This window comes from Bacillus sp. FSL K6-0923 (genome assembly GCF_038630825.1).
GTDB lineage: Bacteria > Bacillota > Bacilli > Bacillales > Bacillaceae > Bacillus > Bacillus pumilus.
Genome location: NZ_CP152044.1, coordinates 110583 through 128686, shown reverse-complemented (window position 1 = coordinate 128686; position 18104 = coordinate 110583). Strand labels below are relative to the sequence as shown.

20 protein-coding genes and 2 other annotated features are annotated in these 18104 nt (G+C 41.7%); all 20 genes read right to left on the bottom strand.

The genetic code is table 11. From position 1 onward, the window contains the following. Nucleotides 1-30: 30 nt before the first annotated feature. Nucleotides 31-3612 carry a DNA-directed RNA polymerase subunit beta gene (rpoB, locus tag MHI16_RS00690; RefSeq protein WP_041815109.1) on the bottom strand — a complete coding sequence of 1194 codons (3582 nt, stop codon included), beginning with the start codon at nucleotides 3610-3612 and terminating at the stop codon, nucleotides 31-33. A 255-nt stretch (nucleotides 3613-3867) separates the two neighbouring features. Further along, nucleotides 3868-4473: a class I SAM-dependent methyltransferase gene (locus MHI16_RS00685; protein ID WP_058015800.1), complete on the bottom strand. Its 606-nt coding sequence runs from the start codon at nucleotides 4471-4473 to the stop codon at nucleotides 3868-3870. A 97-nt stretch (nucleotides 4474-4570) separates the two neighbouring features. Further along, a complete protein-coding gene (gene rplL / locus MHI16_RS00680; RefSeq protein WP_008345418.1) occupies nucleotides 4571-4936 on the bottom strand; it encodes a 50S ribosomal protein L7/L12 in 366 nt (121 codons plus the stop codon). Nucleotides 4937-4977: 41 nt separating this feature from the next. Beyond that, complete coding sequence (gene rplJ, locus MHI16_RS00675; RefSeq protein WP_003217048.1) at nucleotides 4978-5478, bottom strand: 50S ribosomal protein L10; 501 nt, start codon at nucleotides 5476-5478, stop codon at nucleotides 4978-4980. 69 nt (nucleotides 5479-5547) lie between these two features. After that, nucleotides 5548-5688 (bottom strand) — a sequence feature (ribosomal protein L10 leader region). A gap of 48 nt (nucleotides 5689-5736) precedes the next feature. Continuing rightward, a complete protein-coding gene (gene rplA, locus MHI16_RS00670; RefSeq protein WP_007496292.1) occupies nucleotides 5737-6435 on the bottom strand; it encodes a 50S ribosomal protein L1 in 699 nt (232 codons plus the stop codon). 99 nt (nucleotides 6436-6534) lie between these two features. Beyond that, nucleotides 6535-6960 carry a 50S ribosomal protein L11 gene (rplK, locus tag MHI16_RS00665; RefSeq protein WP_003216956.1) on the bottom strand — a complete coding sequence of 142 codons (426 nt, stop codon included), beginning with the start codon at nucleotides 6958-6960 and terminating at the stop codon, nucleotides 6535-6537. Between the two features lie 171 nt (nucleotides 6961-7131). Next, entirely contained in the window at nucleotides 7132-7665 is a 534-nt protein-coding gene (gene nusG / locus MHI16_RS00660; protein ID WP_003217197.1) for a transcription termination/antitermination protein NusG, read from the bottom strand. Nucleotides 7666-7835: 170 nt separating this feature from the next. After that, a complete protein-coding gene (gene secE / locus MHI16_RS00655; RefSeq protein ID WP_003216942.1) occupies nucleotides 7836-8012 on the bottom strand; it encodes a preprotein translocase subunit SecE in 177 nt (58 codons plus the stop codon). Between the two features lie 35 nt (nucleotides 8013-8047). Further along, nucleotides 8048-8197 carry a 50S ribosomal protein L33 gene (rpmG, locus tag MHI16_RS00650; protein WP_012008694.1) on the bottom strand — a complete coding sequence of 50 codons (150 nt, stop codon included), beginning with the start codon at nucleotides 8195-8197 and terminating at the stop codon, nucleotides 8048-8050. Nucleotides 8198-8273: 76 nt separating this feature from the next. After that, nucleotides 8274-8930, bottom strand: coding sequence for an RNA polymerase sporulation sigma factor SigH (sigH, locus tag MHI16_RS00645; protein WP_003217132.1), 657 nt, complete (start codon nucleotides 8928-8930; stop codon nucleotides 8274-8276). A gap of 63 nt (nucleotides 8931-8993) precedes the next feature. Further along, nucleotides 8994-9506, bottom strand: coding sequence for a ribosome-dependent mRNA decay endonuclease Rae1/YacP (gene rae1, locus MHI16_RS00640; protein WP_003216949.1), 513 nt, complete (start codon nucleotides 9504-9506; stop codon nucleotides 8994-8996). 2 nt (nucleotides 9507-9508) lie between these two features. Further along, nucleotides 9509-10258: a 23S rRNA (guanosine(2251)-2'-O)-methyltransferase RlmB gene (gene rlmB, locus MHI16_RS00635; RefSeq protein ID WP_003217141.1), complete on the bottom strand. Its 750-nt coding sequence runs from the start codon at nucleotides 10256-10258 to the stop codon at nucleotides 9509-9511. Continuing rightward, nucleotides 10242-10673 carry a Mini-ribonuclease 3 gene (locus MHI16_RS00630; protein ID WP_003217007.1) on the bottom strand — a complete coding sequence of 144 codons (432 nt, stop codon included), beginning with the start codon at nucleotides 10671-10673 and terminating at the stop codon, nucleotides 10242-10244. The genes rlmB and MHI16_RS00630 overlap by 17 nt, the downstream gene beginning before the upstream one ends. Nucleotides 10674-10676: 3 nt before the next feature. Then, nucleotides 10677-12077 (bottom strand): cysteine--tRNA ligase, encoded by a 1401-nt coding sequence (gene cysS / locus MHI16_RS00625; RefSeq protein ID WP_058015799.1) that lies wholly within the window; start codon nucleotides 12075-12077, stop codon nucleotides 10677-10679. Then, entirely contained in the window at nucleotides 12074-12727 is a 654-nt protein-coding gene (cysE, locus tag MHI16_RS00620; protein WP_012008691.1) for a serine O-acetyltransferase, read from the bottom strand. The genes cysS and cysE overlap by 4 nt, the downstream gene beginning before the upstream one ends. Before the next feature lie 82 nt (nucleotides 12728-12809). After that, nucleotides 12810-13041 (bottom strand) — a binding site (T-box leader). Beyond that, nucleotides 13041-14492: a glutamate--tRNA ligase gene (gene gltX / locus MHI16_RS00615; RefSeq protein WP_058015798.1), complete on the bottom strand. Its 1452-nt coding sequence runs from the start codon at nucleotides 14490-14492 to the stop codon at nucleotides 13041-13043. Its footprint overlaps the feature before it by 1 nt. Before the next feature lie 94 nt (nucleotides 14493-14586). Continuing rightward, on the bottom strand, nucleotides 14587-15063 hold the full coding sequence (gene ispF / locus MHI16_RS00610) for a 2-C-methyl-D-erythritol 2,4-cyclodiphosphate synthase (RefSeq protein WP_058015797.1): 477 nt from the start codon (nucleotides 15061-15063) through the stop codon (nucleotides 14587-14589). A gap of 3 nt (nucleotides 15064-15066) precedes the next feature. Further along, on the bottom strand, nucleotides 15067-15756 hold the full coding sequence (gene ispD, locus MHI16_RS00605) for a 2-C-methyl-D-erythritol 4-phosphate cytidylyltransferase (RefSeq protein WP_058015796.1): 690 nt from the start codon (nucleotides 15754-15756) through the stop codon (nucleotides 15067-15069). 13 nt (nucleotides 15757-15769) lie between these two features. Then, complete coding sequence (locus MHI16_RS00600) at nucleotides 15770-16870, bottom strand: PIN/TRAM domain-containing protein (RefSeq protein ID WP_058015822.1); 1101 nt, start codon at nucleotides 16868-16870, stop codon at nucleotides 15770-15772. 153 nt (nucleotides 16871-17023) lie between these two features. Then, nucleotides 17024-18103 (bottom strand): DNA integrity scanning diadenylate cyclase DisA, encoded by a 1080-nt coding sequence (gene disA, locus MHI16_RS00595; protein WP_012008686.1) that lies wholly within the window; start codon nucleotides 18101-18103, stop codon nucleotides 17024-17026. Nucleotide 18104 lies beyond the last annotated feature (1 nt).

The window sequence follows — 18104 nt, the reverse complement described above, 5'->3', positions numbered from 1 at the left end:
TACCCTAGTCACTTGCTCTAATCGTTTCTGCTATTCTTTTGTGACTGCGTCACGTTCAAGATCGACAGGTGCGAGGTCTGCAGCATCTTCGTCATTAGATAACGCTAATCCGTCTGCTTTCTTCGTTTCCTCATCGTCTTCTAAATCTCTCATTTCTATCTCTTCTTCATCGCCAGATAGGATTTTGACATCCATACCTAAACTTTGAAGTTCTTTGATTAACACTTTGAATGATTCAGGGACACCTGGTTCAGGGACGTTATCCCCTTTGACGATGGCTTCGTATGTTTTCACACGACCCACAACGTCATCCGATTTAACTGTTAAGATCTCTTGAAGTGTGTATGCTGCACCGTAAGCTTCAAGTGCCCATACTTCCATCTCTCCGAAACGCTGACCACCAAACTGTGCTTTACCGCCAAGTGGCTGCTGCGTAACAAGTGAGTATGGACCAGTTGAACGTGCGTGAAGTTTATCGTCAACCATGTGAGCCAGTTTGATCATGTACATGATTCCGACTGATACACGGTTATCGAATGGTTCACCAGTTCGACCGTCATAAAGGACTGTTTTCGCATCACGGGACATACCTGCTTCTTCAAGCGTTTCCCAAACATCTTCCTCACGCGCACCATCAAATACTGGTGACGCAATGTGGATGCCAAGGTAACGTGCAGCCATACCCATATGAAGCTCAAGTACCTGACCGATGTTCATACGAGATGGTACCCCTAGAGGGTTTAACATGATATCAATCGGTGTTCCATCTGGAAGATACGGCATATCTTCTTCTGGAAGGATTTTAGAGATAACCCCTTTGTTACCATGTCGTCCGGCCATTTTGTCACCTTCAGAAATTTTACGCTTCTGAACGATGTATACGCGGACTAACTGGTTAACACCCGGAGGTAATTCATCTCCATCTTCACGGTTAAAGACTTTGACGTCGTGGATAATTCCGCCGCCGCCGTGTGGAACACGTAGAGACGTATCACGTACTTCACGAGCCTTTTCACCGAAGATTGCATGTAATAGACGTTCTTCAGCTGTTAGTTCGGTTACACCTTTAGGCGTTACTTTCCCTACAAGAAGGTCTCCGTCTTTTACTTCTGCACCGATACGGATGATTCCACGCTCGTCAAGGTTGCGTAAAGCATCTTCCCCAACGTTTGGAATATCACGAGTGATTTCTTCCGGTCCAAGCTTTGTATCACGAGCTTCTGATTCATATTCTTCAATATGAATCGACGTGTAGACGTCATCTTTTACAAGGCGCTCACTCATGATGATCGCATCCTCGTAGTTATAACCGTCCCAAGTCATGAAGCCGACCATGACGTTACGTCCTAGAGCCAATTCACCTTTTTCCATTGAAGGACCGTCTGCAAGGATTTCTCCTTTTACGACTTCATCTCCAACACTTACGATTGGACGCTGGTTGTAGCAAGTCCCTTGGTTAGAGCGGACAAATTTCAGCAAGCTGTATTTGTCTAGGTTTCCTTTGACTTGTTGTCCGTCGACATCTTCATAGCGGCGAACCCAAATATTTTTTGCTTCAACACGTTCTACAACACCTGGGTAGCGGCAGATGACAGCAGCACCAGAGTCTTTACCTGATACATACTCCATACCTGTACCAACAATCGGTGATTCCGGCTGCATCAAAGGCACAGCCTGACGTTGCATGTTCGCTCCCATTAGAGCACGGTTAGAGTCATCGTTTTCTAAGAATGGAATACATGCTGTCGCTGCAGAAACAACCTGCTTTGGCGAAACGTCCATGTAGTCAACGCGGTTTCGAGGAACAACGGTGTTTTCCCCTCTGAAACGAGCAATGATATTATCATCGATAAACGAACCATCATCAGCTAGAAGAGCGTTCGCTTGTGCTACTACGTAGTTATCCTCTTCATCAGCAGTTAAGTAGTCGATTCTCGGTGTCACTTTACCTGTTTCAGGATCAACCCTGCGGTAAGGTGTTTCAATAAAGCCGAAACGATTCACTTTTGCAAATGAAGATAGAGAGTTGATCAAACCAATGTTTGGACCCTCTGGTGTTTCAATCGGACACATACGACCATAGTGAGAGTAGTGAACGTCACGAACTTCCATTCCTGCACGCTCACGTGTCAAACCACCAGGCCCAAGCGCTGACAGACGACGTTTGTGCGTCAATTCAGCAAGCGGGTTTGTTTGATCCATGAACTGAGAAAGCTGAGAACTACCAAAGAACTCTTTGATAGAAGCGATCACAGGACGAATATTGATCAGTTGCTGAGGTGTGATCGTGTTTGTGTCTTGGATCGACATTCTTTCACGAACAACACGCTCCATTCTGCTTAAACCAATACGGAATTGGTTTTGCAGAAGCTCACCTACAGAACGCAGGCGACGGTTACCAAGGTGATCGATATCATCTGTGTCACCTACACCATGAAGAAGGTTGAAGAAGTAACTGATCGATGCAATGATGTCAGAAGGCGTGATGTTTTTCACAGCTTCCTCTACGTATGCATTCCCGATCACGTTGATCACTTGCTCGCCTTCTTGATCAGACGGTGCATAAATCTTAATAGATTGAAGTTCTACTTCATCTTCTACTACGCCACCATTTGGATATAGCTTTCTAAATCCGATGCCGTTTTCTAAGTATGGAAGAACTTTATCAAGAACTCTTCTGTCTAAAATTTGACCTTTTTCTGCTAGAATTTCACCTGTTTCAGGGTCAACTAACGTCTCAGCCAATTTTTGATTGAACAGTCTATTTTTAATATGAAGCTTTTTATTAATCTTGTAGCGTCCAACATTTGCCAGGTCATATCTCTTCGGATCGAAGAAGCGAGAGTCTAGCAGGCTTTTCGCATTTTCAACAGTTGGCGGCTCTCCAGGACGGAGGCGCTCGTAGATTTCGAGAAGTGCTTTATCCGCATTCTCTGTATTGTCTTTTTCCAGCGTGTTGCGTAAGTATTCATTCTCGCCAATGAGGTCAAGAATCTCTTGATCAGAGCTGAAGCCGAGAGCACGCAAAAGAACCGTAACCGGCAACTTACGTGTGCGATCGATGCGTACATAGACTACATCCTTCGCATCAGTTTCGTATTCTAACCATGCGCCACGGTTTGGAATGACAGTCGCAGTAAAACCTTTTTTACCGTTTTTGTCTACTTTACCACTGAAATATACACTTGGAGAACGTACTAACTGAGAAACGATTACACGTTCCGCACCGTTAATGATAAAAGTACCTGTGTCTGTCATGATTGGGAAATCACCCATGAACACATCTTGGTCTTTTACTTCTCCAGTTTCTTTGTTAATTAAACGAACTTTTACTCTTAGTGGAGCAGAGTAAGTTACATCACGTTCTTTTGATTCTGCTACAGGATACTTAGGATCCCCTAGGCTGTAATCAATGAATTCAAGAGAAAGGTTACCAGTAAAATCCTCAATTGGGGATATATCTTGAAACATCTCTCTAAGACCCTCATCAAGAAACCACTGATAAGAAGAGGTTTGAATTTCAATGAGATTTGGTAATTCTAACACTTCGCTTATGCGTGCGTAGCTTCTGCGCTGGCGGTGTCGTCCATACTGAACTAGTTGACCTGTCAACTGATTCACCCCTCAAATCATGCGTATTATATGTGTAAAAAGTATTTCAGCCTTTCAAATGTCAGTAAAGAAATACTTTTACAAGACAAAAGAAAAAAGGGTTTCTAAAATAAGAAAACCACATCCAAAAACAAATACCGATTTTATTAGTTTTCCCAAGTATGCATAATTTATACAAAATAGTTGTTTTTTAAGCCTATCAAGCAAAATATACACATTGGCATTTTATAATGTTAACACAGCTAGGAAACTGCGTCAAACTTTTTTAGCTTTGATAATATAGTAGCCCTTTTTTTTCAATACAACTTCGACTTCTCCAAAGAGCTGTTCTAATTTCTCAATCGCAGATGGTCCGCCCTGCTTTTTCTGAATAACCACCCACAACTCACCTTCCGGCAATAAATGATCAGCACTTTTTTCAAAGATTGCATGTACAACTTTCTTCCCTGCCCGTATTGGGGGATTGGTCAGTATAGAGGCAAAAGCAGCTGATGAATGAACATTCGAGAACAAATCACTTTGATAGATGCGGACATTATCAATGCGATTATGTTTAGCGTTTTCCTTTGAAAGTTCGACTGCTCTTTCGTTCACATCAATCATATGAATGGTGCGGCTCGTCATTTCGTTTGCTAACGATAAGCCAATCGGTCCATAACCGCAACCGACATCTAAGACATCGCCACCCACGTCAGGTTCTTTAAAAGCTTCAATTAAAAGCCTCGAACCAAAGTCGACTTCTTTCTTAGAAAACACTCCACTGTCACTTGTAAAAGTATAGGTACGGTTTCTCAAGGTGAAGTCCCATGTCTGTTTATTGCTTTTCACTGATGGCTTTTCCGTATAATAGTGGTCACTCATGGTGAATTGGACCTCCTCTGGATTCAATCGTTTCAGGAGAATAGAAAAGAAAAAGCCCGCCAGTAAAAGCGAGCTTTCCCAAAAGATTAGGCGAAGATTACTTAACTTCTACAGAAGCGCCAACTTCTTCAAGCTTAGCTTTAAGTTCTTCAGCTTCTTCTTTAGCAATACCTTCTTTAAGTGGTTTTGGAGTGTTGTCAACAAGTTCTTTAGCTTCTTTCAAGCCAAGACCAGTGATTTCACGAACCACTTTGATAACTTTGATTTTTTGATCTCCAGCACCAGCAAGTACTAGATCAAAATCAGTTTTTTCTTCAGCAGCAGCACCGCCACCAGCAGCTACAGCTACAGGAGCAGCAGCAGTTACGCCAAATTCTTCTTCGATTGCTTTTACTAAGTCGTTTAACTCAAGTACAGTTGCTTCTTTAACTGAAGCAATGATTTCTTCGATATTTAAAGCCATTTGTAATTCCTCCATTTTAAGTTTTTTACGTCAAGTACGCATTAAGCGCCTTGTTCTTCTTTTTGATCTGCAACTGCTTTAGTAGCAAGAGCAAGGTTACGAACTGGAGCTTGAAGAACGCTAAGCAACATAGATAGTAAGCCTTCGCGAGACGGAAGTTCCGCAAGAGCCTTCACTTCTTCTACAGTCGCTACGTTTCCTTCGATGACACCAGCTTTGATTTCTAAAGCTTCGTGGCTTTTCGCAAATTCGTTGATGATTTTCGCAGGTGCGATAACATCTTCGTTACTGAATGCGATAGCGTTTGGACCTGTTAAGAAATCGTTTAAACCCGTTAGTTCAACTTGTTCAACTGCACGGCGAGTCAAAGTATTTTTGTAAACTTTGAATTCTACGCCAGCGTCACGAAGCTGTTTACGAAGTTCAGTCACTTCAGAAACTGAAAGACCGCGGTAATCTACAATGACAGTAGACATACTATCTTTAAATTTAGAAGTAATTTCATCAACGACAACTTTTTTTGTATCGATTGCATTGCTCATGGTTACACCTCCTGTACATTGTTTGTGTAACACTTATACCGATCAGGCCATCACGTTCCTAACGAACGGTTCTCCATATAAAAAGCCTCCATTAAGACATGGAGGCTGTATATACAAGCATACGTTAACGTAAGACTGTGACATATACACCTCGGCGGGTTAATTAAGCCATAAGGCCCCTGCTGTCTACGGTATAAATGGACATATTCTATTTTACAACATTTTGATATTATCAAAATGATTGTGATAAGTCAAGTTTTATTTTGCAGAGAAAGAAGATGGATCCACTTTCACGCCAGGGCCCATAGTAGATGTAACAGAAACGTTTTTCACGTATACACCTTTAGCCGCTGCAGGTTTTGCTTTAAGGATTGTGTCATAGATTGTTGCAAAGTTCTCAACAAGCTTTTCGTCCTCGAAAGAAACCTTTCCGATTGGCGCGTGGATGTTACCAGCTTTATCAACGCGGTATTCTACTTTACCAGCTTTGATTTCATTGATTGCTTTTTCTACTTCGAATGTAACAGTTCCTGTTTTAGGGTTTGGCATAAGACCTTTTGGTCCAAGTACACGACCGATCTTACCAACTTCACCCATCATGTCAGGTGTCGCAACGATTACATCGAATTCAAACCAACCTTGTTGGATTTTAGTGATGTAATCAGAATCTCCAACGTAGTCTGCTCCAGCAGCTTCTGCTTCTTTTGCTTTTTCGCCTTTAGCGAACACAAGAACGCGTTGAGTTTTACCAGTTCCGTTAGGAAGTACAACTGCACCGCGGATTTGTTGATCGTTTTTACGAGGGTCTACGCCCAAACGAAAAGCAACTTCTACAGTCGCATCAAATTTCGCTGTATTTGCTTTTTTTGTAAGAGAAACAGCTTCAGCTACATCATACGCTTTAGTACGTTCGATCAGCTTAGCAGCTTCTACATACTTTTTACCTTTTTTAGCCATTATAAAAATCCTCCTTATGTGGTTTTAGCGGAATAACCTCCCACGAATAAGGGTTGCGAACTTGTCAAAACCAAACTCGCAACCCAACAAGACAATAAATTAATCTTCGATGACAATACCCATACTGCGTGCAGTACCTTCAACCATGCGCATAGCTGATTCAACGCTAGCAGCGTTTAAGTCAGGCATTTTTGTTTCCGCGATTTCGCGTACTTTATCACGCTTAACAGTTGCCACTTTATTACGGTTAGGTTCACCAGAACCAGACTCAATACCAGCTGCTTTTTTAAGTAAAACTGCAGCAGGTGGAGTTTTAGTAATAAATGTAAATGAACGGTCTTCAAAAACCGAAATTTCAACAGGAATGATAAGACCAGCTTGGTCAGCTGTACGAGCATTAAACTCCTTACAGAATCCCATGATATTAACACCGGCTTGACCTAGTGCAGGTCCAACTGGTGGAGCTGGGTTAGCTTTTCCAGCAGGAATTTGCAATTTAACAACTTTAACTACTTTTTTAGCCACGAGACACACCTCCTTAAAGTCCGTGATGTGGTAATAGGGGAATCCCCCTCCCACTCAACAACTTCATTCTTTATATGAATGACGAAATAACTAGCTAGCGATCTTGAGCGAACTCAAGACGTACCTTTGCTATATTACCACTTCTATACACTCATTTCAAGCTCTTTTGAATTACAATTTATCGATCTGCGTGAACTCAAGTTCCACGGGTGTTTCTCTACCAAACATATTAACGAATACTTTGACTTTGCTTTTATCGTAATCAATCTCTTCAATAGAGCCTGTGAAGTTAGCAAATGGTCCGTCGATGACCTTGACTGTTTCTTTCAATTCAAAGTCGATTTCTGTTTTGCGTTCTTCAAGGCCCATTCTCTTCAGAATGGTTTCAGCTTCGCCTGGCAGCAGCGCTGTCGGCTTCGAGCCTGATCCAGCTGATCCAACGAATCCTGTGACACCTGGTGTATTACGAACAACATACCAAGAGTCGTCAGTCATCACGATTTCCACTAGAACATAGCCAGGGAATACTTTCTTTTTGACAACTTTTTTCTTACCATTTTTAATATCTGTTTCTTCTTCTTCTGGTACGACAACGCGGAAGATCTTATCTTGCATGCCCATTGATTCAACACGCTTTTCCAAGTTCGCTTTTACTTTGTTTTCATAGCCAGAGTACGTATGCACAACATACCAATTCTTTTCCATTTCGTTCAGGACTATTCAGTCCTTCCCTCCCCACATTTCGTAATGTCTATTTGACGAATCTCGAGTACCGGTAAATATTTTCAAGCAATTGAAAAAACCCGTAAAACGGGTTTTTTGGCAAGTCATATTATGATCTATTATAGCACGTTCAGCAGACCATTATTCAAGTATTAATGAATTAATTCGATTAATTGTGAGATTCCTATATCAAGAAAAGAGAAAAAGATTGCAAAGAATACGACTGTTAAAATAACAGTGATTGTGTAACGAATCATTTCGTTTTTCTTTGGCCAGCTGACCTTCTTCATTTCTTTTCCGACACTTTTTAAGAAACTGATAATACGCATTGTAAAAGACCTCCACAGATTAAAGAACGCAAATCTTACTTCGTTTCTAAATGTGTTTTATGTGAATTACAAGTCTTGCAATATTTCTTAACTTCTAATCTTTCAGCTGCTGAAGCATCACTTTTCATTGTCGTATAATTGCGGCTTCCGCAGTCTTTACAGGCTAGAGTAATCTTTTTCCTCATATTTACACCTATTTTCTCGACATCATTTCCTTAGTACCTTATCACAGTGTCGAAAAAGCTGTCAATATAGGTTTGATTAGAGACTAATCTCGCGAAGCTCTAAATATTTCTCTAATTTTCTCTTTACTCTTTGGAGTGCGTTATCAATTGATTTCACATGACGGTTTAAATCTTCAGAAATCTCTTGATAGGATCTGCCATCAAGGTAAAGCACAAGAACCTTTCTTTCCAGCTCGCTTAGTAGTTCACCCATCTTCATTTCGATATCATCAAATTCTTCTTTGCTAATGATTAAATCTTCTGGGTTAAGCGCTTTAGCACCGGAAATGACGTCCAACAATGTTCTGTCTGATTCTTCATCATATATTGGCTTATCTAATGATACATAGGAATTTAACGGGATATGTTTTTGGCGAGTAGCTGTTTTAATTGCGGTGATAATTTGGCGGGTAATACATAATTCTGCAAAAGCCTTAAATGAAGTAAGCTTGTCCTCTCTGAAATCGCGGATAGACTTATAAAGTCCGATCATCCCTTCTTGGACAATATCCTCTCGATCCGCTCCAATCAAGAAATAAGATCTTGCTTTTGCACGTACAAAATTGCGGTATTTCGTTATTAAGTAATCTAGCGCATCACTATCTCCGACATGAACCCTTTCAATGACTTGTTCATCTTCCAACTGGCAAAATTGCTCTCTGATGGATTTATCCTTGCTGTTGTTTAGATTCACTTCGATCCCCCCGACCGCACCTAGATAGAAATATTATACATTAATGGTTGAAATATCGTCAAGCTATTCTAGATTCCCACGCCGCCATTTTTCAAACGTTTTCAATACATCTTCTGACAATTCAATCTTGGATGCTGGTTTATCAGAAGTAATCTTTTTGACTCTCGTTTCAATCTTTCGTTCGATCACTTCAATCTCTCTTAAAAGCTCTCGAGCCGACTTCCGAAGAGCTCCTTGTCCAAAGATTGCCCATTGTTCTGTAAAGTCTGAGGTCGCCACATGAATCTGCGTCCGAATATTATTCAAATCCTGGGCAAGCTTTTCAATCCGCTCATCAGCTGTTTCATTCTCTCTCGTAAAGATGACCTCTACCCGGTGATTGATCCGCTTTTTTTCGATTCCTTTGACCATATGGGCATCGAATACGACAATGACTCGATACCCTGTGTATGCTTGATATTCTGCTAAATTTTGAATCAGTATGTCTCTGGCTTCTTCAAAGCTGTTTTCCTTTAAGTGCTGCAGCCGCGGCCATGCACCTATCATGTTGTATCCATCGACTAAGAGGATGTCCATCTCTATTCTCCTAACGGATAACGTTTTCGATACACTTCATACATCAATAGACTAGCAGCAACTGACGCGTTTAACGAAGTGACCTTTCCGGCCATAGGCAGCTTAATCAGAAAATCACACTTTTCTTTGATCAATCGGCCAATCCCTTTCCCTTCACTGCCAATCACGAGAGCAAGCGGCATCGTGCCATCAAATTGTCTGTAATCCTGTTTGGCAGACGCATCTGTTCCCGCGACCCAGATTCCTCTTTCTTTCATCTCATCAAGAGCTCTTGAAAGATTGGTGACTTTGGCAACAGGAATATGTTCAATTGCTCCAGTGGATGCTTTGGCAACAGTTGTCGTTAAGCCGACCGCTCTCCTTTTCGGAATGACAATCCCGTGTGCACCTACAGCATCTGCTGTACGCATAATGGAACCTAAATTATGTGGGTCTTCAATTTCATCTAAGATCAGAAAGAACGGCTGTTCATTCCGCTGTTCAGCGATTTGATATAAATCGTCTAATTCTGCATATTCATATGCTGCTACTTGTGCAACGATTCCCTGGTGCTGACCTGTAACCATTTGATCAAGCTTTTTCCTCGGAACATACTGAATGGTGATATTTTGTTTTTTTGCGAGTTCAATGACCTGCTGTGCTTGTCCTTTTACAGTGTTTTCTGCCATCCAGAGCTTGTATAACTCCCGATCTGACTTCAGTGTTTCAATCACTGCATTTTTCCCAATCACATAATCATGTTGCTGACTCATTTGTCTTCCTCCCTGACGTTCCGATTTCAATCGCCTGACTAATCAGCTCTTCTAAGCGTTCGTCCTGCTTTTCAATAAATAAATAACCCATGAGCGCTTCAAACGCCGTACTATAACGATACGTTTGAACGTCTGTGTTTTTAGGCACTGTGCCTGATTTTGCATTTCTTCCTCTTTTCAACACCGCTTCTTCTGCTTCAGTGAAAAAGCCTTGCTGCTGAAGCGTAAATAAAATAGCTGCCTGAGATTTAGCTGAAACAATTTTGCTTGCTCGTTTGTGCAGCTCATTTGGTTTTGTCGCCCCCGTTTGGAGGAGGTGATGCCTCACGTAGACTTCAAAAATGGCATCACCCATATAAGCAAGCGCAAGTCCGTTCAATTGTTTACCGTCTTTCAGCTTTTCAAAATTCAACATGACCTATTCTCCTCTTTTCCAGCGAGTACCTTGAGGAGTATCCTCCAATACAATATTCATGCTCTTTAACTGGTCACGAATTTGATCAGATAGCGCAAAATCACGATTTCTTCTAGCCTCATTGCGTTTTTCAATTAACGCTTCTACTTCTTCGTCAAGCGTATGCTTTTCTTCTAATGAGAAGCCAAGGACAGAGGTGATTTCTTGGAACAAGCCGATAAATGCCTTGATCACTTCCTCCGAAGTATGATCATTTTCCATATAATAATTCGCCTGTTTCGCAAGTTCGAATAAAACAGAGATCGCATTTGCCGTATTGAAGTCATCATTCATTTCAGAAATAAACGTCGCTCGCTGCTCTTCAACCTTCGCCAGCCATTCAGCATTATCTTCTGTGATATTCGTGCTGCTTTCAAGGCGATGATGTAAATTAGCATACGACGTTTTGAGCCGGTTAAACGCACTCTTTGTACTCTCTAGTAAGTCCATTGAGTAGTTAATTGGATGACGGTAGTGAACCGACAACATAAAGAATCGAAGTACGTCAGGATCTTGTTCTTTCACAATGTCATGCACGAGCACAAAGTTGCCTAGTGATTTTGACATTTTTTCATTCTCAATATTAATATATCCGTTATGCATCCAATACTTTGCAAAAGGTTTGCCTGTCAAAGCCTCAGATTGAGCGATTTCATTTTCATGGTGAGGGAAGGTTAAATCCTGTCCGCCTGCATGAATATCGATCGTATCACCTAAATATTTTTTAACCATGGCTGAGCATTCGATATGCCAGCCTGGGCGTCCTTCGCCCCACGGGCTATCCCATGAGATTTCTTGGTCCTTTGCGGCCTTCCATAAAGCAAAGTCCAGCGCATCTCGTTTCTTCTCACCTACACGAATACGGGCACCTGTCTTTAGTTCATCAATCGACTGGTGAGAAAGCTTTCCGTAGCCGTCAAATGAGCGTGTGCTGTAATACACGTCACCATCTGCTTCATAGGCGTAGCCCTTTTCAATCAATGTCGCAATAAATGCAATGATATCATCCATATTTTCCGTCACTCGCGGGTGAAGGTCGGCTTTTTTGCAGCCTAGTGCACTGACGTCTTCAAAGTAGGCTTGGATAAAACGGTCAGCAATCGTCGGAACATCTTCTCCGAGTTCATTGGCTGCTTTGATGAGTTTATCATCCACATCTGTAAAGTTTGAGACAAAGTTCACATCATAGCCACTGTATTCTAAATACTTACGTACAGTGTCATAAACAATAGCAGGTCTTGCATTCCCGATATGAATGTAGTTATAAACGGTTGGTCCGCACACATACATCTTGACCTTTCCTGGTTCAAGCGGGACGAATTCTTCTTTCTTACGTGTCAATGTATTATAAATATTGATTGTCATGATTGTTCTTCCTTTCTGCTCAATGAAGCCAGCTCACCTTTTAGCTTTTCCATTTCTCGTTCCAATTCTTTGAAACGATCGGAAATTGGATCTGGCAAATCTTGATGATTGAGATCACGATTAATTTTCTTACCATTTTGAACGACGACTCGCCCAGGTATACCGACAACGGTGGAATGGTCTGGTACGTCCTTTAACACGACCGACCCCGCTCCAATCTTGGCTCCTTTTCCGACAGTAATGGAACCGAGCACTTTTGCACCTGTCGCAATGAGCGCATCGTCTAAAATGGTCGGGTGCCGCTTTCCCTTTTCTTTCCCTGTTCCCCCTAATGTCACGCCTTGGAAAACAGTGACGTTGTCTCCAATTTCACATGTTTCCCCAATCACCACTCCCATACCGTGGTCAATGAAGAAGCGCCTGCCAATGGTTGCCGCAGGGTGAATTTCCACCCCTGTGAAAAACCGGCTGACCTGAGAAATGATTCGAGCAAGAAAGTACAGCTTCCGCTTATAAAATGCATGCGCGATACGATGAGCCCAAATCGCATGAAGCCCTGAATAGGTTAGCACTACTTCAATATAGCTTCTAGCAGCAGGATCTTGATCAAACACAGTATCAATGTCTTCTTTCAGCATTTTGAAAAACACATGCTTCCCCCCGTTCTTCCCCATCAATCTCTCTTCGGACTTGCTCTCTTTTTTGGACAAATAAAAAACGCCTCTGCCATATGACAGAGACGTTTTGAAAACGCGGTTCCACTCTGTTTAGAAAGCCCTCATTTCGCAGCCTTCTCAACTTAATCCCATAACGGAGGGTACCGCCCTTGCATACAAACGTACTCGTGTTCCTCAAGGGTCTTGAGGGTGCATTTCCAACGTCTGCCCATAAGTCTCTTTCAGCCGGTGAAGACTCTTTCTGTGATGGACGAAAACATTGTACTTCTCCCTCGCAACGATTTCCTTATATTTGTTTAATGCGGTTTAATACCGTTTCTTTTCCTAGTAGTTCAATACTTTGCGGAAGTTCTGGGCCATGCGTTTGTCCTGTGACAGCCACACGAATTGGCATGAAGAGTTTCTTGCCTTTATGCCCTGTTTCTTTTTGTACCGCTTTAATAGCAGCCTTGATTTCATCAGGTGTGAAAGATTCAAGTCGTTCAAGCTGACCAGCAAAAGATGCCATGACTTCTGGTACTTGCTCCTCTGCTAGAACTTCCTTCGCCTCTTGATTATACTCAATTTGCTCCTTAAAGAACAACTCTGTTAACTCAACAATTTCTGCTCCATAGCTCAATTGTTCGTGATACAGAGCAATCAGCTTGCGCACCCACGTGTTTTCTTCATCTGACAGCTGCTCACTTACTTTGCCCGCCTTTTGAAGATGTGGAAGTGTTAACGCAACAACCTGATCAAGATCAAGTGCTTTCACGTATTGGTTATTTACCCATTTTAGTTTATGCATATCGAATAGAGCTGGTGACTTAGAAAGTCGTTTTACATCGAAAATGTCGATGAATTGCTCTTTTGTAAACAGTTCTTCTTCGCCCACTGGAGACCATCCAAGTAGTGCAATGAAGTTGAACAGGGCTTCTGGTAAATAGCCTAAGTTTTTATATTGCTCGATGAATTGAATAATAGATTCATCACGCTTGCTTAATTTCTTGCGGTTCTCGTTCACAATCAGCGTCATATGTCCGAATAGCGGAACATCCCAGCCGAATGCGTTGAAGATCATGATTTGTTTAGGCGTATTCGAAATGTGATCCTCTCCGCGGAGAATGTGAGTCATTTTCATCAAATGATCATCTACTGCTACAGCGAAGTTATAAGTCGGCGTACCATCTTTCTTCACAATGACAAAGTCACCGATGCCGTCTGTCTCAAATGAAATATCGCCTTTGACCATGTCGTCAAATTTGATGATTTCTCCTTTTGGCACTCGGAAGCGGATGCTTGGCTCTCTTCCTTCAGCAATTAGCTTGTCCTCTTCTTCTTTTGATAAATGACTGCATTTACCAGAATATCGAGGCATTTCACTGCGGGCGATTTGTGCTTCACGCTCTTCCTCTAGCTCTTCAGCCGTACAATAGCACTTATACGCTAAGTCCTTCTCTAGCAGCTCATCATAATACTTTTTATAAATATCATTTCGCTCTGATTGTCTGTAAGGACCGTAGCCGCCATCTTTATCAATGCTCTCATCCCAATCAATACCGAGCCATTGCAGGTGGCGCAGCTGGCTTTCTTCTCCGCCCTCTACATTACGCTTTTGATCCGTATCTTCGATTCGAATAATAAATTTGCCGCCTTGACTGCGTGCGAACAAATAGTTGAAAAGAGCCGTTCTAGCATTCCCAATATGTAAATGACCAGTTGGACTCGGTGCATAACGAACACGCACTTCATTTCCCATGAGTTTAACTTCCTTTCATCTGCATCATGTTGTCTGACACCAATTTTTTATAAACGTATTTTATCATCAAATCACATTCTCATCAAAATGAGTTTTACTTTTTCTGAAGAAGCACCGTTGCTTGAGAGGCAATTCCTTCGCCTCTTCCTGTAAATCCGAGTTTCTCCGTCGTTGTTGCTTTCACATTCACCTGTGTGACCTCTGCCTCAAGCGCTTCTGCAATCTTCTCACACATTGGTTGAATGTAAGGTGCCATTTTGGGCTTTTGCGCCATAATGGTGCAATCAATATTCACAAGTGTGTAGCCTTTTTCCTTTACTAGTGCCCACACATGCTGCAGTAATTTAAAAGAATCCGCATCCTTAAACTCAGGATCTGTGTCTGGGAAATGTCTGCCGATATCTCCTTCAGCAATCGCACCTAGGCAAGCATCTGCCACTGTGTGAAGCAGTACATCAGCGTCTGAATGCCCAAGCAGCCCCTTTTCATAAGGGATGGTAACCCCGCCGATAATCAAAGGTCTTCCCTCAGTTAATTGATGTACATCAAAGCCTTGTCCTATTCTCAACATGATCTAGTACCCTCTTTCCGCATCCATAATTGCCTTGGCAACCAATAAATCATCCGGTGTCGTCAGCTTAATATTGGTGTAATCTCCTTGGATAATATACACGTTTTCACCATGTAATTGTTCCACAAGACTGGCGTCGTCTGTTCCAAGGAAACCGGTCCGCTCTGCATATTCATGCGCCTCTTTTAAAATAGAATGACGAAAAGCTTGTGGGGTCTGGACTGCCCACAAGCTCTGACGTTCAATGGTTTGTTCCACTTTGCCTTCTTGAACGCGTTTGATTGTGTCTTTCACTGGTACCGCTACAACTGCGGAGCCTTTTTCAATCGCTGCTTTAACGAGCAAGTCAATCTGTGTATGCTTAATAAAAGGCCTTGCCCCATCATGAACAAGCACGATGTCTGCATCTTTCACAGCCTTTAATCCTTCGTATACACTTTGCTGACGTTCTTCGCCGCCGGTAACAAGTGAAACAGGCGTTTGAAAAGCGTGTACCTTGAGTAGCCTTTCAAAGTCTTGACGCTCCTCTTCATTGATCGCTAGGATCATGCGTTTGCATTGAGCATGAGCGTCAAACACCTTTAGTGTATGAATAATGACCGGCATTCTTTTCAGCTCAATAAAAAGCTTATTGCGGCCGGCCTTCATTCGTTTCCCCTGCCCCGCAGCCGGAATAACTACTTCATAATACATGTTCGTTCTCCCTTTAGAGCGCCTTCTCCAGAAGTTTTGGCTTCGCAAAAATCATTCTTCCAGCAGCAGTCTGCAGCACACTTGTGACGAGCACATCGATGTCTTTTCCAATGTAATTGCGTCCTTCTTCGACCACAATCATCGTACCGTCATCTAAGTAAGCAACACCTTGGTTATGCTCTTTCCCATCTTTAATGACCTGTACCTTCATTTCTTCCCCAGGCAGCACAACCGGTTTCACCGCATTGGCTAGATCATTGATGTTTAACACTGCTACTTTTTGAAGTTCGCATACTTTATTTAAATTAAAATCATTTGTCACAACAACACCTGAAGTTAATTTAGCGAGCTTCACAAGCTTGCTATCAACCTCTTGAATGTCTTCAAAGTCACCTTCGTAAATTTCAACTTTGATATCTAATTCTTTTTGGATACGATTTAAAATATCAAGACCTCTTCGGCCTCTATTTCTCTTTAATACATCAGAAGAGTCTGCAATATGCTGTAATTCCTCGAGCACAAATTGAGGAATGACCATGATGCCTTCTAAGAATCCAGTTTGACAAATATCTGCGATTCTTCCATCAATGATAACACTTGTGTCTAAAATTTTCAGCTTTTTATCTTCTATTTCAGGTTCATCATCAGCTGCTCCTTTTTTCTTGGTGACCTTTGCAGATCGGGAGAACAGCCCCATCATTTCATCCTTCTTCTTAAAGCCTACCTGAAATCCAAGGTATCCTAAAAAGAAAGCCAGGAAAATCGGAATAATGGTACCAAAAATATGATATGGGATATTGTTTAGCGGGATCACGTTTACAATAAGATATGCTAGAATAAGTCCAAATACTAATCCGAAACTTCCAGAAATAAGATCAGGAAGAGGCGCCTTTAAGAGAGAATCCTCGATCCATTTCACCCAATTCACCACATAACCTGTGCACCATTTGCCGATGATAAAGAACACAGCGGCTCCTATTAGTGCTGAAGAGTAAGCATTTGTTATGAAAGGTATGTCCTTTACATTTAACAGCAGAAATAACTCTGGAATGATAAAAATCCCTACAACTGCACCAAAAATGATAAAAAACGCCTGAACGATTCTTTTTAACATACCTTCACCTCCTTTATTTTTCATCTGTCAATCCACCCTCACCTGACATTGATATATGTTTAAGTTTCCTATCATGATCAATAGAAAACAAAAGCATCATTAATATACCCATATTCATCCATTTTTAACCGTGTTGAGAGAAAATTTCTCTTCTTAAAGCTGTCGGTCGATATAATGTTTTTCTTGCAGCCTTTTTAATCCTTTTTTTATCTTTTTCGCTCTTACTTCTCCAATTCCTTCTACTTCATCCAAATCTTGTACATCCGCTTCCATAATTCGATCTAACACACCGAACGCTTCAACCACGTTTTCGACGATTGGCATAGGCAGTCTAGGGATTTTGTGAAGCAGTCTGTAACCTCTTGTGTACACATATTCGTCAATATTTGTAGAAGCTGGATAGCCAAGTAACTTGTACAGAATGGAATCATCTAAAAGCTCAAAGCTAGACATATCTTGGAGCTGTTTAAGCAGAACATATGGATCTTTAATCTTTTCTTTCACGTAATCTTTAATAAATAAAGCCGCTTCCTGCTCCATATCTGTAATCAGTTCATTGACTTGCAGACGAATCAAATGTCCTTCTGTTCCAAGCTCTTTGATATACATATTGATTTCATTTTTGATTCTAAGCACCATTTCGTAACGATGCAGGACGGATAATACATCACCAAAGGTCACAAGCTCTTCAAATTCCAGGGCGCTTAACGCAGAAATGGCATGATCTAAAATGGTTTTATATTTCTCAAGTGTTTGTATGGCTTGATTGGCCTTCGTTAAAATAAAGCCAATATCTTTCAGCGTATAACGACGATTCCCTTGGTATAAGGTAATGACGTTCCTCCGTTCAGAAATCGCAATGATTAAACAGCCTGTCTGCTTCGCTACACGTTCAGCAGTTCGGTGCCTCATGCCCGTTTCCGATGAATGAATGGTTGCATCTGGCATGAGCTGTGTATTCGCATACAAGATCTTTTGACCAGAATCGCTTAAAATAATGGCTCCATCCATCTTCGCCAATTCATATAAGTGTGCTGGGGAGAAGGCAGAATTAATATGAAATCCTCCATCGACAACACTTTTTACCTTGTCGTTATAACCAACAACAATAAGCCCGCCAGTATTGGCCCTCAGGACGTTTTCGATCCCAGCCCGAAGAGGTGTCCCTGGTGCCACAAACTGTACGATATCTAAGAGATCGAGTTCTCTCGCTCCTTTTTTCTCTTTTTCCATT

Bases quoted from the DNA above. Each gene is read 5' to 3' on its own strand.
- MHI16_RS00685 (WP_058015800.1), bottom strand. From the start codon at position 4,473: ATGAGTGACCACTATTATACGGAAAAGCCATCAGTGAAAAGCAATAAA.
- rplL (WP_008345418.1), bottom strand. From the start codon at position 4,936: ATGGCTTTAAATATCGAAGAAATCATTGCTTCAGTTAAAGAAGCAACT.
- rplJ (WP_003217048.1), bottom strand. From the start codon at position 5,478: ATGAGCAATGCAATCGATACAAAAAAAGTTGTCGTTGATGAAATTACT.
- rplA (WP_007496292.1), bottom strand. From the start codon at position 6,435: ATGGCTAAAAAAGGTAAAAAGTATGTAGAAGCTGCTAAGCTGATCGAA.
- nusG (WP_003217197.1), bottom strand. From the start codon at position 7,665: ATGGAAAAGAATTGGTATGTTGTGCATACGTACTCTGGCTATGAAAAC.
- secE (WP_003216942.1), bottom strand. From the start codon at position 8,012: ATGCGTATTATCAGTTTCTTAAAAAGTGTCGGAAAAGAAATGAAGAAG.
- rpmG (WP_012008694.1), bottom strand. From the start codon at position 8,197: ATGAGGAAAAAGATTACTCTAGCCTGTAAAGACTGCGGAAGCCGCAAT.
- rae1 (WP_003216949.1), bottom strand. From the start codon at position 9,506: ATGGACATCCTCTTAGTCGATGGATACAACATGATAGGTGCATGGCCG.
- rlmB (WP_003217141.1), bottom strand. From the start codon at position 10,258: ATGAGTCAGCAACATGATTATGTGATTGGGAAAAATGCAGTGATTGAA.
- MHI16_RS00630 (WP_003217007.1), bottom strand. From the start codon at position 10,673: ATGTTGAATTTTGAAAAGCTGAAAGACGGTAAACAATTGAACGGACTT.
- cysS (WP_058015799.1), bottom strand. From the start codon at position 12,077: ATGACAATCAATATTTATAATACATTGACACGTAAGAAAGAAGAATTC.
- gltX (WP_058015798.1), bottom strand. From the start codon at position 14,492: ATGGGAAATGAAGTGCGTGTTCGTTATGCACCGAGTCCAACTGGTCAT.
- ispF (WP_058015797.1), bottom strand. From the start codon at position 15,063: ATGTTGAGAATAGGACAAGGCTTTGATGTACATCAATTAACTGAGGGA.
- ispD (WP_058015796.1), bottom strand. From the start codon at position 15,756: ATGTATTATGAAGTAGTTATTCCGGCTGCGGGGCAGGGGAAACGAATG.
- MHI16_RS00600 (WP_058015822.1), bottom strand. From the start codon at position 16,870: ATGTTAAAAAGAATCGTTCAGGCGTTTTTTATCATTTTTGGTGCAGTT.
- disA (WP_012008686.1), bottom strand. From the start codon at position 18,103: ATGGAAAAAGAGAAAAAAGGAGCGAGAGAACTCGATCTCTTAGATATC.